13 protein-coding genes are annotated in these 15635 nt (G+C 63.4%); 12 read left to right on the top strand and 1 reads right to left on the bottom strand.

From position 1 onward, the window contains the following. Window positions 1-69: 69 nt before the first annotated feature. The 10 genes from AC07VS_RS06135 (at window position 70) to AC07VS_RS06090 (ending at window position 12079) form a co-directional block, all read left to right on the top strand. Window positions 70-1686 carry an EAL domain-containing protein gene (locus tag AC07VS_RS06135; RefSeq protein WP_494750458.1) on the top strand — a complete coding sequence of 539 codons (1617 nt, stop codon included), beginning with the start codon at window positions 70-72 and terminating at the stop codon, window positions 1684-1686. A 221-nt stretch (window positions 1687-1907) separates the two neighbouring features. Then, complete coding sequence (locus AC07VS_RS06130; RefSeq protein ID WP_494657426.1) at window positions 1908-2759, top strand: N-formylglutamate amidohydrolase; 852 nt, start codon at window positions 1908-1910, stop codon at window positions 2757-2759. Then, on the top strand, window positions 2759-3856 hold the full coding sequence (locus tag AC07VS_RS06125) for an NAD(P)/FAD-dependent oxidoreductase (protein WP_494750457.1): 1098 nt from the start codon (window positions 2759-2761) through the stop codon (window positions 3854-3856). The genes AC07VS_RS06130 and AC07VS_RS06125 overlap by 1 nt, the downstream gene beginning before the upstream one ends. A gap of 115 nt (window positions 3857-3971) precedes the next feature. Further along, window positions 3972-4511, top strand: coding sequence for a hypothetical protein (locus AC07VS_RS06120; RefSeq protein ID WP_492346551.1), 540 nt, complete (start codon window positions 3972-3974; stop codon window positions 4509-4511). A 125-nt stretch (window positions 4512-4636) separates the two neighbouring features. Continuing rightward, window positions 4637-5386: an MgtC/SapB family protein gene (locus tag AC07VS_RS06115; protein ID WP_494750456.1), complete on the top strand. Its 750-nt coding sequence runs from the start codon at window positions 4637-4639 to the stop codon at window positions 5384-5386. Between the two features lie 388 nt (window positions 5387-5774). After that, a complete protein-coding gene (locus tag AC07VS_RS06110) occupies window positions 5775-8717 on the top strand; it encodes a C1 family peptidase (protein ID WP_494750455.1) in 2943 nt (980 codons plus the stop codon). A 487-nt stretch (window positions 8718-9204) separates the two neighbouring features. Further along, on the top strand, window positions 9205-10017 hold the full coding sequence (locus AC07VS_RS06105) for a hypothetical protein (protein WP_494750454.1): 813 nt from the start codon (window positions 9205-9207) through the stop codon (window positions 10015-10017). A gap of 888 nt (window positions 10018-10905) precedes the next feature. Then, the gene (locus AC07VS_RS06100; RefSeq protein ID WP_492346559.1) at window positions 10906-11220 is read left to right on the top strand and encodes a DUF883 family protein; all 315 of its coding nucleotides are present in this window, start codon (window positions 10906-10908) and stop codon (window positions 11218-11220) included. Continuing rightward, window positions 11220-11654, top strand: coding sequence for a phage holin family protein (locus AC07VS_RS06095; protein WP_494750453.1), 435 nt, complete (start codon window positions 11220-11222; stop codon window positions 11652-11654). Before AC07VS_RS06100 ends, AC07VS_RS06095 begins: the two co-directional genes overlap by 1 nt. Beyond that, a complete protein-coding gene (locus AC07VS_RS06090) occupies window positions 11651-12079 on the top strand; it encodes a hypothetical protein (RefSeq protein WP_494750452.1) in 429 nt (142 codons plus the stop codon). Before AC07VS_RS06095 ends, AC07VS_RS06090 begins: the two co-directional genes overlap by 4 nt. A 131-nt stretch (window positions 12080-12210) precedes the next feature. Here the strand turns inward: AC07VS_RS06090 and AC07VS_RS06085 are convergent, their stop codons facing one another. After that, a complete protein-coding gene (locus tag AC07VS_RS06085) occupies window positions 12211-12906 on the bottom strand; it encodes a transglutaminase-like cysteine peptidase (RefSeq protein WP_494750451.1) in 696 nt (231 codons plus the stop codon). Window positions 12907-13581: 675 nt separating this feature from the next. Between AC07VS_RS06085 and AC07VS_RS06080 the strand changes: the two genes are divergently transcribed. Then, window positions 13582-14976 (top strand): outer membrane beta-barrel protein, encoded by a 1395-nt coding sequence (locus AC07VS_RS06080; protein WP_494750450.1) that lies wholly within the window; start codon window positions 13582-13584, stop codon window positions 14974-14976. A 20-nt stretch (window positions 14977-14996) separates the two neighbouring features. After that, entirely contained in the window at window positions 14997-15614 is a 618-nt protein-coding gene (locus tag AC07VS_RS06075; protein WP_494750449.1) for a polysaccharide biosynthesis/export family protein, read from the top strand. The last annotated feature ends 21 nt before the right edge of the window (window positions 15615-15635 follow it).

Raw genomic sequence — 15635 nt, 5'->3', positions numbered from 1 at the left:
CACCCTTTGGGGTACCCGGAGGCACGTTGTGCTCTCTCCTATACTGCGGAACTCCCTATCCGCCTCAACATGACCCTCTCCCCTGCCAGGCGCAGCCTGCTTGTCCCCGTGTGCCGATGGTTGGGGCGCCATGTGGCCCTGGTCGGCTGGTTGGGGGGCGGCCTGCTGGCCTGTGCCGTGGCCGCTCTGATCGCCTGGGGTGCCTTGCAGGTTCGGGTGCAGACCATTGACCAGGGACACGCCAAAGTGCTGCAACGCATGCACGTGCTGCAAGACAACGTGCGGCACATGCTGGACGTGCTCAACGCATCACACAGTGCTGAATGCACGCCCGACAACCTCAGCCTGTTGCGGGTGCTGCTGCTCAAGAACCGCGACGTGCGCCAGATCGGCCTGCTGGACGACCAGGGCCGCCTGTACTGCAGCACGGTCTCGGGTCTGCTGCCCCAGCCCTGGCCGCGCAGCACCCAGGGGATCGATGGGTCGGTGGGGCGTTACCTGTTGAACACGCCGCTGCGGGCGTACTCGCCCCTGGCGCCGGCCGAGCTGTGTGGCACCGTGATCGAGCGGGGGCGTTTTCAAGTGGTGATCGACGACAACCCCACTCAGGAGGTGTTTACCCAGTACGCCGACGGCGTGTGGGCCGGCAACATCCATCAGCGGCGCCGGGCCTTTGTCGGGGCGCGCGGCACTCAGACCGACGCCATGGCGTCGCTGGACACCCCGCACCTCAGCTTCGATTGGCCACAACGGGTGTGGCGGGTGACCAACTCCGTGCCCGGGGTCAGTCCGGTCTCGGTGCAATCCGTGCTGGGCCTGGGAGACCTGCTGCAGCGACACCCCTGGATGGCGGCCGGCTATGTGGTGCTTTGCATCGTGCTGGGCTGGTTGGCCGGCGCGGCGCTGGTTCGAATGGGCCGTTACCTCAGCTCGATGCAGTTCCTCATTCGCCACCTTTGCCAGCCGGCCAACGTGGTATGTCACTACCAGCCGATTCTTGAGCTGGGCACGGGCCGCGTGATGGGCTGCGAGGTGCTGGCCCGGCTGCAAGACGGCCAGAACCTGCTGTACCCTGATCAATTCATCCCGGCGCTCACCCAGCAGCAACTGGGCTGGCGCTTTGATGCGGCCGTCAGCCGCCACGCCTTGCTTGAGCTGGGCGCGGCACTGCCGCCCCAGACCCACTTTTCGGTGGCGCTCAATTTCTTTCCGCAAAACCTGCGCCGCGACCTGATCCTGCCCCACCTGAAGGCGGCGCAGCACGACAGCGGGCGCACCGACCTGCGCATCGAACTGGAGGTCACCGAGTACGACTTCTCCAGCGCCCTGGTGCCCGAGCTGGCCCGCCTCAAGGCCGATGGCTTTGCCATCTCGATCGACGACTTCGGCACCGGCTACTCCAATCTGGGCATCGTCAAGCGCGTGGCGCCCGACTACCTGAAGATCGACAAGTCCTTTGTCTTCGAGATGGCCGACGCCACCATCCGGTCCACCCTGATCCCCGAGATCATTGCCATCGCCAAAGCCATCGGCAGCGAGGTGATCGCCGAGGGCATTGAAACCGACCTGCAGGCCCGGCAACTGCTGGAGATGGGGGCACGCTATGGGCAGGGCTACCACTTTGCCCGGCCCATGACGCTCGATGACTTTCTGCGCTACCTGGCGCAAGGGTCTCACTCGGCCTGACGCGGCCTGACCCGGCCGTGCGGGCTGCTGGATATCCCCGCCTTTTCTGGACAAGCCTGTGGACAAGCCGTGTGCCGAGGCAGGAGCACTGCTTCAAGTGCTTGATTTGCAAAGGCAATTGTTACGCTGCTTAAATAGTGAGCAGTAGCCCCTGGCCGCGGCCCGCTGCCTCTGTATCTCCCCCAATGGGCAAGGCCTTCAGCCTGCGAGACAATCCAGGCATGACTGCAGACCTGATCCGTACCCTGGAGGGCACCACCGCACTGGTGCTCGATTCGCCTCACAGCGGCACTTTCTACCCGGACGACTTTCAGCACGCCGTGCCTCTGCCCATCCTGCGGCAGGCCGAAGACACCCATGTCGAGAAGCTGTACGACTTCGCTCCGGGCCTCGGCGTGGCCTGGGTCGAGGCCCTGTTTCCGCGCAGCTACCTCGATGCCAACCGCGACACCACCGAGATCGACACCACCCTGTTCGACACGCCTTGGCCCGGCCCGGTGGCCACCGACCCCAAGGTGCTCAGCAAGGTGCGCCTGGGCAAAGGCCTGATCTGGCGCAGCACCGATGGCGGCGAGCCCATTTACCAACGCCGCCTGAGCGTGGGCGAGGTGCAAGACCGCATCGAGCGCTGCTGGGTGCCCTACCACGCGGCCGTGGCCCAGGCCATCGACGCCGCCCACGCGCGCCATGGCTACAGCCTTCACATCAATTGCCACTCCATGCCCGCCGTGGCCTCCAGCCACGCCACCGAGTTCCCGGGCGAGGCCCACGCCGACTTCGTGGTGGGCAACCGCGACCACAGCACCAGCAGCCCCGCGCTGGCCGAACTGATCTGTGAACACCTGCGCGCCCTGGGCTACAGCGTGGCCCTGAACCACCCCTACAAGGGCGTGGAGCTGGTGCGCCGCTACAGCCACCCCAGCAGCCATCGCCACAGCCTTCAACTGGAGATCAACCGCAAGCTCTACATGGACGAGACCACCCTGGCCCCGACCGCGGGCTTTGGCGAGTTGCGCGGCCATCTGCAAGGCCTGGTGCAGCGCCTGTTGACGGTCGACCCCCGGGCCCTGTGATGGAGGCCGTCGACTGCGTTGTGATCGGGGCCGGTGTGGTGGGGCTGGCCGTGGCGCGTGCCCTGGCCCTGCAAGGGCGCGAGGTGCTGGTGCTGGAAAGCGCCGAAACCTTTGGCACCGGCACCAGCGCACGCAACAGCGAGGTCATCCACGCCGGCATCTATTACCCGCAGGGCTCGCTCAAGGCCCAACTTTGCGTGCGCGGGCGTGAGCTGCTGTACGCCTATTGCCAGCAGCGCGGCATCGCCCACCAACGCTGCGGCAAGCTGCTGGTAGCCACCCAGCCCGAACAACTCGGTCAGTTGCAGGGCATTGTCGACAAGGCGGCCGCCAATGGCGTCACCGACCTGGCCTGGCTCAGCCGTGAGCAGGCCCAGGCCCTGGAGCCGCGCCTGCAGTGCCTGGCGGCACTGCACTCGCCCAGCACCGGCATCATCGACAGCCACGGCCTGATGCTGGCCCTGCTGGGTGATCTTGAAAACGCAGGCGGCACCCTGGCCGTGCAGTCGGCCCTGCAAAGTGCCCAGGTCACGCCGCAAGGGCTGCTTCTGCAGGCGGCCGACGGCACCACCCTGTGTGCCCGCAGCGTGGTCAATGCCGCCGGCCTGGCCGCCCCCGATCTGGCGCGCCGCTTTGCCGGGCTTGACGCGGCCCATGTGCCCCAGGCCTATTACGCCAAGGGCAACTATTTCACCTTGGCCGGGCGCGCGCCCTTCAGCCGCCTGATCTATCCCGTGCCCCAGGCCGCCGGCCTGGGGGTGCACCTCACGCTCGACCTGGGTGGCCAGGCCAAGTTCGGCCCCGATGTGCAGTGGGTCGACTCGCCCGACGACCTGGTGGTCGACCCCGCCCGGGGCGACGCCTTTTATGCCGAGGTGCGCCAGTACTGGCCCGAGCTGCCCGACGGCGCCCTGCAACCGGGCTATGCCGGCATGCGCCCCAAGATCGCGCCCCCAGGCCAGCCCGCACCCGACTTCGTCATCCAGGGGCCTGCCGTGCATGGGGTGCCTGGCCTGGTCAACCTGTTCGGCATCGAGTCACCCGGCCTGACCAGCTCGCTGGCCATCGGCGAGCGGGTGGCCGGCCTGCTGGGCTAGACCCGTTGGGCGACACCCGTTGCGCGACACCAGTCGTGCGACACCGGCTTGCCGGGGCAGGGGGCGGTGCAGCGCGTAAGATGCAGCGCTTTCCCTGTTTGCCCTGGCTTTTGTTTTGTCCCTCTCCGACCCGCACGACCCCGACCTCCAAGACCCCGACGCCCCCGATGACACTCCGGTGGTAAAAGAGCCCCGTCTGTGGGCTGACAACGGCTGGACGGCCCGCGTCATCAAAAACGACGACGACGACGGCTGGGCCGTCGCCATGTACAAAGGCCGCGAACCCGAGCCCGCCCTGGTTGGCCCCTGGACCATGGGGCGCGACAAGAAAAACCCCAAGCCGCTCGACACCAACGCCTTCAACACCCTGGTCAAGACCGCCAGCGAGGTGCTGCGCCGGCACGAACAGCAGCTGCGCGCCCAGCTGCACAAAAGTGTGGACCTGAACCTGGGCGACGCCCGCTGGCAGGTCACTCTCGACATCGTGCCCGACGAGTTCGAGCCCTACGCCACCCTGGCCGCCTACGCCCACCCCGATCTGCCCCCCTACAGCGAGCCCGTGGCCCAGCGCCGCGTGCGCCCCGACTTCAAGCTGAATCAGCGCAGCGCCAGCGCCTGGGTCGAGGGTGATTTCGGGCCCGTGCCAGGGGCTTGAATCCCGCCCGCCAGCGCCATGTTATAAATTTGTGACAAGGCGTGTCATGGTTTGATTCGGTCCGTTTCAGGCCCGGCCATGGCAGTCCTCGGCGCACTGCGCCAGAACAACAACAAAGATCGAACATGGACCTGATGTCAAAAGAGTGGCTGGATGCCTATTGGTCCCTCAGCGAGCTGCGCGCCAATCTCGTCATCTTTTGCAACATCTTTGGGGCCCTGCTGCTGGGCCTGCTCGTGGGGTATGAGCGCTCGTACCATGGCCGCGCCGCCGGCATGCGCACCTACGGCATGGTGTGCATGGCCTCGGCGGCCCTGACTGTGTTTGTGGGCTACCCCGAATATTGGTATGCCGGCCATGGCCTGCATGCGGCCAGCGTCGACCCCACCCGGGTGGTGCAGGGCATCGTCACCGGCATCGGCTTTCTGGGCGCCGGCGTCATCATGAAAGAGGGCCTCAACATCAGCGGCCTCACCACCGCGGCATCGATCTGGGCCTCGTCGGCCATCGGGGTGCTGGTGGGCATCGGCTTTTATGGCGCAGCCATCTCGCTCACGCTGCTGTCGTCCAGCCTGATGCTCTGGGGCGCCACCCTGGAGGCGCGGCTGCCCTCGCGCCATGCGATCGGCGTCAACCTGCATTTTGTGGCTGGCTGCCAGCCCACCCAGGCCCACGTGGCTGAACTGCTTCGGCAAAACGGCTACGCGCTGGCCGAAAAATCGATCGCCATCTTGGCCAGCGGCCAGCAGTTCGAATGGAGCTTTGTGGCCGTGGCCATCAATCGCGATGCCGGGGTGGCCCTGCCCACGCTGGCAAACGCGCTCCAGAACCACGCCGACATCGAGCGCTTTCAGCTCTCGCATGCCCGCAACTGAACTTGGCCGGCGCCTCAGGTAGCACGTCAGCAAACACCTCAGGCGCCGTTTCAGCCCGGGCCCAATCAGCGCCCAATCAGTGCGCCAGCCGGCGCGTTGGTCGCTGCCACCACAAAGTGTCGTGGGTCTTGCACTTGCCCACATCGGCGGGCGGTTTTGGCCACCCAGCGCATGCGATCGGCCTTTGGCGTGCAAATCGATCAGATCAGGCACTTGATCACCCTGCTGGCCCACCGCCTCAACGGCTGCTCGGTCCGTTGTCTTGGGTCAACGGTGGCAGCCGCCGATGCTGCTGCCCCTGCGTTGCGGCAGCGGGCGCCGACACAGGGCCGGGCTTGCCAATAATGCCTTCGGTTTTGTCTTATCCCTCGGCACAAAGGGCCCCACCATGTCCCTGGTTCTGCTTCAGCAAGGCTGCACCCACCCCAGCGTGGCGGCGCTTCGAACCACCCTGTGCCAGGCTCTGGGCCCGGCCGCAGCCCCCTATGCCGGTCTGGCCACCGGGGGCGAGCTGTTCGATGCTCCCCTGGGGGGGGCGCTGCGCTGCTGGCAGGCCGGGCGCGGGTTGATCGCCGACGGCATCGTGGGCCCGCGCAACCTGCAGGCACTGGGCCTTGCGCCCCCGGGCCAGCCCCGGCTTGATCTTGAACTTCAGGCCACCGCGGCGCAGGCCCTTTTTCCGGGCGCCAAGGCTGCGGCGGTGTCGTGTTTTCTGCCTTACGTGCTGGCTGCACTGCGGGCCACGGGCTTGTGCTCTCGCACCCTGGTGCTGGCCACGCTGGGCACCATCCGGGCCGAGACCTCGGGCTTTGTGCCCATTTCAGAGTTTCCGTCCAAGTACAACACCGCCCCGGGTGGCCCCCCCTTCGGCCTGTACGACGGGCGCCTGGGCAACCGCCGGGGCGAGGGCGCCTTGTACAAGGGGCGGGGCTTTGTGCAGCTCACGGGGCGCAGCAACTACGACAGCTATGGCCGCGCGCTGGGCCTTGATCTGCTGGCCCAGCCCGACCTGGCCAACGCCCCCGAGGTGGCGGCCCTGCTGCTGGCGCTGTTTCTGCAGCGCCACCGCACCGCCCTGGAGCAGGCCCTGGCCCAGGGCAACTACGCTGCCGCCCGCCGGCTGGTCAATGGCGGTACCCATGGGCTGGACCGCTTCAGCAGTGTCTTTGCCCTGGCGCAGGCCAACGATTTGGGGGGCGGGCCCGCGGGGGCAGCAGCGTTGGCCAGCGCCCCCGCAGGCACCGCCACCGCCACCGTGCCCTCCACACCGGGCACCGGCCCTGCCGGCACGTCCAAGCCCAGCCCGCACCACCATCGCCATGCCCGCCGTCGCCTGAATGCCCGCCCCGACACCCCCGACCTCAACGACCGCCCCTACACCCCGCCCCCCGTCAATCTGTTGGCCCAATGGCCCGCCCAGGCCGATGTGCAGCGCCTGCTGCCCGTGTATGCCCAGGCCGGCCTGGTCCTGAACCAGGGCCACGAAGGCGCCTGCACCGGCTTTGGCCTGGCCGGGGTGGTCAATTACCTGCGCTGGGCCCAGGCCGGCTACCCCGCGCAGTTCGAGTCGGTCAGCCCCCGCATGCTCTACAACATGGCCCGCCGCTACGACGAAAACAGTGGCGACAACAACCAGGGGGCCAGTTGCCGCAGCGCCATCACCGGCTGGTTCAACCACGGTGTGTGCCTGGACTCACAATGGCCCTATCAGGCGCTGGACCAGGGCTCGCCCCGCTTCGGCTATGCCCAGCAGGCCCAGCAACACACGCTGGGCGTGTTCTACCGGGTGCAGATTGGTGCCATCACCGACCTGCAGGCGGCCATCCAGACCGTGGGTGCGGTGTATACGTCGTGCTTTGTGCACGAGGGCTGGGCCCATCTGCCCGCCATCACCCAACTGCCCCAAGGCCACCACGACCTGCCCGTGATCGCCTTCGACGGCGTGGTGCGCCGCGACGCCGGCCACGCCTGTGCCCTGGTGGGCTTCAACGAACGCGGCTTTGTGCTGCAAAACTCGTGGGGTGCCGACTGGGGCGCCCACGGCTTTGCCGTGATCAGCTACGATGACTGGCTGGCCCACGGCATGGACGCCTGGGTGGTGGCGCTGGGGGTGCCCGGCCTGGTGGCCGGCGGTGCGGCAGCCCAGCGCCGGCCCCACCACAGTGCCAACAGCGGATCGGGGCAGGGCGCCGGCAGCCCACCCTGGAACAGCGCCCAATTGGCCGAACACGCCCTGATGGTGGGCAACGACGGCCGCATGAGCCGCTACCTCACCCCCGACGAGCGCAGCCGCAGCCTGGCCTACCAGGCCACCGTGCTGCCCGACCGCTGGTTTCGGGCCCAGCCGGCCGACAGCCCCAAACGCCTGCTGATCTATGTGCACGGGGGCCTCAACAGCGAGGCCGACGGCCTCAAGCGCTGCAAAGCCCTGGGGCAGGTGTTTGAGCGCAATGGCTGCTACCCCCTGTTTGTGGTCTGGAAAACCGGCCTGCTTGAAAGCCTGGGCGACCTGTTCAGCCAATGGCGCCAACGCCAGCCCGCCGCCACCGGCTGGGGCCAGGCTTTGTGGGCGCAAACCGATGCCCTGATCGAAACCACTGTGGGCCGCCCCCTGGCCCGCCCCATCTGGTCAGAGATCAAAGAAAACGCCCAACTGGCCTGGCAAAGCCACCGGGCTGGCGACCAACTGGTGCACGCGCTGGTCGATTTGATCCAGCTGTGGGGCGATCAACTGCAAATCCACCTGGTGGGCCACTCGGCCGGCAGCCTGTGGCTGGGCCACCTGATCACCGCGCTGCAAGCCACCCGTGCCGCCACCGGCCGGCCGGCCCTCGATGCTGTGCCCAGCGTGCACCTGTACGCCCCGGCCTGCACGGTGGCCTTTGCCAACCAGCACTACGCGGCCACCGACATCCTGCCCCGCACCCACCTGGCCCTGTTGAGCGACCCCCTGGAGCGCGCCGACAACACCGCGCTGGTGTACCGCAAGTCGTTGCTGTACCTCGTGTCGAACGCCCTGGAGGCCGACCGTCGCACGCCCATCCTGGGCCTGCAGCGCGTGTTCGATACCGAGCAAGACGAACACGCCTGGGACGGCGCCGCCGCCACCGGCGAAACCCTGCGCGCCTGGCACCGCGCCGTGGCCGACAGCCAGTTGCTGAACCGCCTGCAGGTGCTGCACGACGACAAAGTGCTCACCGCCTTGCCCGACCTCAGGCAGCCCGCCAGCCACGGCTGCTTTGACAACGACATCCCACTGCTGACCAGCACGCTGCAAACCATTTGCGGTGGCTCGCTGGTGCATCGGATACGGGATCTGCGAGGGTATTGAGCAGGCTCAGCCTCTACCCCTTTACCCGCTCTGCGCCCTCTACCCAGGCAAGCCAAATTGCCTGCCCCCAGGCCCGTTCTGCGCGGCGCAAGCGGTCTTGCGCGCACCCTGCAAATGTGGGTACGCGCCACATGCTGCCAGGCTTGGCCTGTGTCTTGCAGCGTGAGCGCATCCCCGCGTCTGCCTGTTTGCCGCAACACCACTGTCTGACCAACGCAGGGGGCAATCAGCACCGTGCGGCAGTGTGGCAAACGTTTCTTCGGGCTCAAAGCCCTGCGAACGTGTCGGCTTCAGGGTCTGGCCTTGTCTGCCACGTCGTCACGGACCAGAAATAGAAAATCTTTACATTTGCGTGCGATATTGCGCAAAAAGAGAACATTTGTTGACGTTTTCGATCATTGGTTCTAAAATATATAAATGATAATAAGAACCATCACGGCAATCATCAATGAGGTCGAATGTTTGTTTTGTGCTTTGAAAGTCATTTATGGATGATCTTTTCAGAGGGAAGCCCGAGCCGTCGTCAAATTTGACTGCTCGTGGCACCAGCGTCATGACCAAGGTGGTGCAGCGCTTGCCTGGTGCAGGGCCCGTGCTGGGTTTTTTGTCGCGCTTCACCCGGGGCGCCCCGGGGCCAGCACAGGCTGATGCCCAACGAAGCGGGCATTTGCGTGCCACCGACAGCGAGTTTTTGCCCTCCGGGCCGTTCATTGCCGGTGATGTTCCGGAATCTGAGAAAGAGATTGCCGAGCGCTTGCTCAAGTACGTGCGCTCACGAAGAAATGTGTTGGACGGCTGGATTCTTTTTGATCAGCTTGGTCAGGCCAGCAAAGTCAATCGGGTGTTTTTTTCTCTGTTCGGCTTGAATGAAGACGATGTGCACGGGTGTTCGCCGGAAGAGGTCTTGGCCACCATCAGCCTGGCCTGTGATCTGGAGGGCGAATTTCCTCAGGTCAGTTATCTGTCAATGGACATATTCAACAAGCCCGCGAAAAACAAAAATTACAGCTGTGTTTTCAAGATAAGCCAGCCTGAAAAGCGACTGATGCAGGTCATTCGGTGCGAGCTAGGTTCTGTTCGATATGGCAGCCTGTTGCTTTTCACGGATGTCAGTCATTTGCCGATTGTCGACGTGATGATGGCGCAATCACTGCCAGGCCTGAATGGCTTTCAAAAAATAGCAGCTGGTGCACATGCCCCGCAGGCCCATCAAAGGGCGGCAGATCAGGCAACAAATAACCAGGCGCCAAGCCCATCGGCCCCCCCAAATCACATCGCTGCAGAAGGGCGGGCGACATGAGCATGCAATGCCTGCGGCCTGTTTTAGGTATTGAGCACCGTGCTCACAAGGCTGCCAGCGCCAAGCTTGACGTATTTTTGTGTGTGCCATACATCGCTGCAAAGGCCCGGCACCCGAAAAGCCAGTTTTCTTTGATTTCAATCCAGGTGAAAGTTATATGAATTTTGAAAACAGCAGCAAATACCACTTGGTATGCCGTCAATGCGGCAGCGGACTATCGCGCATGAAAAGGCCGTTATGGATGCGATTGATCCCGGGTTCAAAACGACATGAATGCGACTACTGCGCTGCGATTTACTTGCAAGTTGTTGGGTCGATGGTGAACATCCACCGCGGAACAGGCCGAAAAAGAGCCTTGAAGTACTGAAAATCGCCCGCTGACCCCTGTGCTGGGGCCATGCCCTTCGGGGCGGCAGATCTGTGGCACAGGGCGGGCCGGCCCTGTTACAACCGCCCTTGGCGCCCTGGGGTGGCTGGGGTCGTTGCGTTGATTTTTGGCCGCGCTGCGTGCGGCATCGGGCGCAGCTGCTGCCATCATTGGGCCAGGCGCCTTGCTGCGCAATGTCGTTTGCTGACCCCTCTGGCCCAGCGTTGGGCCGCATTTGGTGCAGGCTGCGTCGCACCCCATTTGTATCGGGTGGTGTCGTCATGCCTTATGCGCCATGCCTGCCAGCCTTGGCTGCCCAGCTTGCTGTCGCAGGCCTGCGCTGCGCCCCAGAGCCTTGGCCCTGCCGTTCGGTCTACTTACATCTGTTAACGAACCGCGGGTCGGTAGCGCCTTTCTAATTGACCATGCTCAATGCCGTGCCACCGACTGTGCTTAATATGTGAACATGCTCGTCGGTTGGCATATGGCCCGACCGGAGTCTTGTACCCAGGAGAGAGAACATGTCTTCCAGCACACACGAATCTACCGGCAACTCCACCCAGACCGAACTTGAGAACCTGGTGGCCGATCTGCGCAGCCTGATCGGCCGCAAAGAGCTTGATTCGGTGCCAGAAATCCGTGCCCTGCGCGAGCGCATGGAGTCGGGCATTGAAAGCGTGCGCGACAGCGCCGTGCGCGCCGCCCAAGAGGCCGCCCGCCAGGCCCGCGAAGCCGCACGCGTGGCCAATGATTACGCCCACGACGAACCCTGGCGTGTAGCAGGTGCCGCCCTGGCCGTGGGCGCCTTGGTGGGCTACCTGCTGGGCCGCCGCTGATGGCTGATGCGCAGCCCGGCGCTCGCCCTGCGGGCCGCTTCAGGTGGTTGTCGCTGCTGGGGCTAGAGGCCCCGCTGCAACGCCTGCGCGACACCGTCACCGAAACGGCCCTGGCGGCCGAAGACCGGGTTGAGCTGCTGAGCATCGAGTGGGCCGAAGAAAAGCAGCGCCTGCGCCGCCTGCTGCTGCTGGCCGTGGCTGCGGCGGCACTCACCGTGGTGCTGTTCATCGTGCTGTCGGCTGCGGTGCTGGTGCAGTTCTGGGACACCCCCTGGCGCCTGTGCGCTGCCTGGGGCGTGGCCGCAGCCTGGGCCCTGGCCTGGGTTGGGGTGCTGGTGGCCCTTGTACGGGTTGCCCGCCAGGGCCAGCAAGCCTTTGCCCTGACCCGGCGCGAGCTGGGCCGCGACTGGGCCGACCTCAAGGAGGGCCTGTGACAACCGACCGCCATCACCGCCACCCCCATCACCGAGCCCACCATGGCCACCCTCAGCAGGCCAAGCCGGCTGCAGAGGCCGTGGCCTCTTCAGACAACAAGGCCGCCAGCGCCATGCCCATCACCGATGTGTCTGATCAATCCCTCAGCCTGGCCGAACGCAAGGCCCAACTGGTTGAGCGCATCGAGCGCCAGCGCCTGCTGCGGCAAACACGCCGCATCCAGGCCGCCATCGCCCGGCTGCATGCCAAAGGGCAGGGCGCATCGGCTGACGACAACGGGTTTCCGCGCAGCAAGACATTGCGCCTGATCACCAGCCAACCTGCTCTGGCAGCTGGGGCTGCGGGTGTTTTGCTGATGCTGGGCCCCACGCGGCTGCTGCGCTTGGCCAGCTGGGTGGTGCCCATGCTGCTGCGTCGCCGCTGAGCCATCAACCCGGCCGGGGCTCTGCCCAGGTTGATCTGGGCTGGCCCTGGTTTGGGCCTGCGCCACAGCGCGCCTAACTTGGCCTAAAAAGACCAAGGCCACCCGGTGGCTGTGCTGCCACCTGCGGTGGTTTACATCTGCTGCTCGCGTTGCAGCTTGGCCTGCAGCTCTTTCCACAAACGCACCTGGCTTGAGCCCCCTTTGCGCGTCGAGCCATTGGGCAGCCACAGATCGTCGTCATTGAAGCTGTACACCGGCTCCAGGTCGGTGCGCTGCGATGCGGGGCGAATGACAGGGTTCAGGTTGTCCAGAATCAGGGGGTCGGCATCGGGGGTGGGGTAATAAGCCAGCACCATGTGCGCCTCGTTCAGGCGCAAGGCGCGCACATAGGTGATGCGCAAGCGGTCAATCGGTATGCCCAGCTCTTTCAGCGTCAGGTACTTGGCAATGGCGTAGTCTTCGCAATCAGCACCCAGGCTGCCCAGCGATTCAACCGGTGTGGCCCAGTAATCGTCCACCCCCCAATGCCGCGCATCAGTCATGTACGGGATCTGGTTGAAAAAGTCATTTGAGCGCAGCAGCAACTGCGGGGCCTCCAGCTTGTTGGCTGCCACCTGGGCCTGGGCATCGCGCACCAGGCGCTGCCAGGTCAGCATGCGACTGGGGGCGCCGGCGCCCCAGCGCTGCTCGGCCCAGCTCAGCAGGTTGCGCGAAAAATCAACCAGATCGGCCTGGCTTTGGCTTGCCACCAACACAAAACCCAGGCACAGCAGCCCCAGGGCACGTCGGGGGCTGCACAAGGTACGCAACCTGGCAACCCATTTCAAGGCACCTTGCCTGGGGCCGGCTTGGGCACGGCAGTGGGTGGCAGTGAAGGTGGGCAGGTGCATCGGGTTGAAATGGTAGCGCCTGTGTTCGGGTGCGGGTCGGTTTGTGTGCAGTGCCGCAAAAACCGACCCCAACCATGGCCCCTGGGCGGGCCACGAAGGCCAATTGTGTTGCACGGCCGATACATCTACGGTGCCCAAGTTGTGGCCCCGCCCAACCCGATTTGGTCGCTGTGCGCACAAGACAACGATGTCAGCCCCATGGCTTGCCGCGATCAATCCCCACGGTCAGCAGGGTCGTGCCAGTAACCTTGACTCGATTCGAAACGGTTTGTAATCATATTTTTCAATTAAATGCCTCTCAATTGATCATTTTGATTTTTAATGCCCAGCTGAATCGTGAACATCGCTAAAAAGCGCGCCCCTCACCTATATAGGTGAAGGGTGGATGCCCCGTTTGATGGTACAGATTGGGTAACGTCAAGTTCGAATGCTCAGCACCGGACAAGGCGTTACAAAGTTTCCGAACCCATTATTAGGGTAAGTACTGCAAAAAATAGGGCACGTGTTAACATCTTCACACATTTGCCATTGACATTGCCCATGGTGAGTGCGTGCAGGCGAGGCGCGGCAACACCGCGACATCTATCAACACTTTTGAAGAGTGCCACGGACATGAACAAACATCACACCCACCCTCTGGCCCTAGCGGTTGCAACCCTCTGCTTCTGCATCTCGGCCCAAGCCCAAACCGCCAGCGATGCCGCCAGCAAGGCCGACGGAGCTGCCGACAGTGCCGCCACCCCCACGGCCCCTTCGGCCCCCACAGGTGATGCCGGCTTCATGGGTGGAATTTTCAGTGCGCCGGGCACCACGGGCAGCCTGGGCCAGTTGGCCGCCACCCCTTCGTACGAGTTGGCTGGCATTGGCCGCCGCGACAGCACTCAAACCACCATCTTGACCTCGCCCGTCAATGGGCTGCCAGTTCGCTTCAACAACGGCATTTTTGTTTATGCGTCGGCCCTTGCAGGCTTTGGGCATAACAGCAACGTGAATGCGGCTGCCAGCGGTGGCGTGGCATCTAATTTTTATTCGCTGCAGCCCGATATTGTGGGTGAGCTTAAAACCCGCGGTGATCGTTATACCCTGCGTTATCAGGGCAATTACACCAAGTACACCGCCAGCTCTTCTGATAATTTTAATCACCATAATTTTGATTTGGCGGGTGATAATTATTTCAGCAGCCGATCCAGCCTGGGTTGGGATGTTGGGTATATTGAAACATCAGATGCTCGTGGTACCACCAATACCACCGCCACGTCTACCCCCAATCGTTGGAATGCACCGACAGCCCGTGCCATTTACGCTTACGGTGCAAAAGATGCCCAAGGCCGTATCGAAGTGGAAGGTAATTATCTTTCCAAGCGCTATCAAAACAACCAGACCATCACTTCGGTTTTGGATCAGGATAAAACAGGGGTGGCGGGCCGGTTTTATTACCGCGTGGCGCCCCGCACTAGCATGATGGTTGAAGTCAATCAGGTGCATGCCAATTATGTCAATAATACTGGCTACACCAACAACGATCGCCGCGTTTATGTAGGTGTGGTGTGGGACGCTACAGCCAAGACATCGGGCGCCTTCAAAATTGGTTCTGCCCAAAAGACTTTCACCGATGGCGGCTTTGGTAAGGCTACTGGTACCGCATGGGAAGGTGCCGTGAAATGGTCGCCGTTGACCTACTCCAACTTTGAACTTATCAGCAGCCGCACACTCGCAGATTCGACCGGTTTGGGCAACTATTTGATCAACACCGGCAACCTGGTCAACTGGAACCACAAATGGCGCAGCAACCTGACCAGCACGGCCAGCCTGGGTACGCTGAAATCTGAATTTGATGGTGCCGGCCGCACTGACAACATCGACAACGCTTCGATTGGTGTGTTTTACGAGGTGGGCCGCAACTGGCGCGCCGGTGCGCAGTGGGCCTACACCAAGCGCAAATCGAACCAGGCGATTTATGAGTTCAACCGCAACTCTACCTTCTTCTCGCTGCAAGGCACTCTGTAATAGCTGAAGGGGCTCGGCCTGTGACTTTGTTTCGATTTTTGTGCTCAATCAAAGCGGCGGTGGCCGGTGCCCTGATGCTGGGTTGTGCTGGGTTAGCCATTGCCGCGGATGTTCCTGCGAACCAAGCTGGTGACTATGCTCTCAACCCGCAAGCTGCTGTTCGTGTGTCTGCCTTGTCTAGCTACAAGCTGGCGGCAGGTGACGTGATCAGCATTCGAGTTTTGGGTGAAGACGAGTTCACCCGTGAAAAGATCCGTTTGACCGATGCGGGTACTGTCAGTTTTCCGGCGATTGGTGAAATCAAAGTCTTGGGCCGAACCGTTGGGGATCTGGAGGCCATCATCGTGGCTGGCTTGAAAGGGCGAATTCTGGTCAACCCCAAGGTTTCAGTGCAAATTGAGGAGTATCGACCTTTTTATGTGAATGGCATGGTTGAAAAACCCGGGGGCTACCCCTTTCAACCAGGTTTGACGGTGCGTAAGGCGGCATCATTGGCCGGTGGCTTCAAGGAGCGTGCGTCGCTAAACAAGATTTATGTCATTCGAGAAGATGATCCTACCCAGAAGGCCCAGAAGGTTGATCTGAATACTTATATTGGGCCGGGCGATATCGTGACGGTCGAAGAAAGCTTTTTCTAAACCAGCTTTAAGCCTGCGTCA

It is taken from the genome of Curvibacter sp. GW821-FHT01G03, assembly GCF_059422285.1.
The sequence above is the reverse complement of the archived record's forward strand: the minus strand, read 5'-3'. Positions and strand labels throughout refer to the sequence as shown.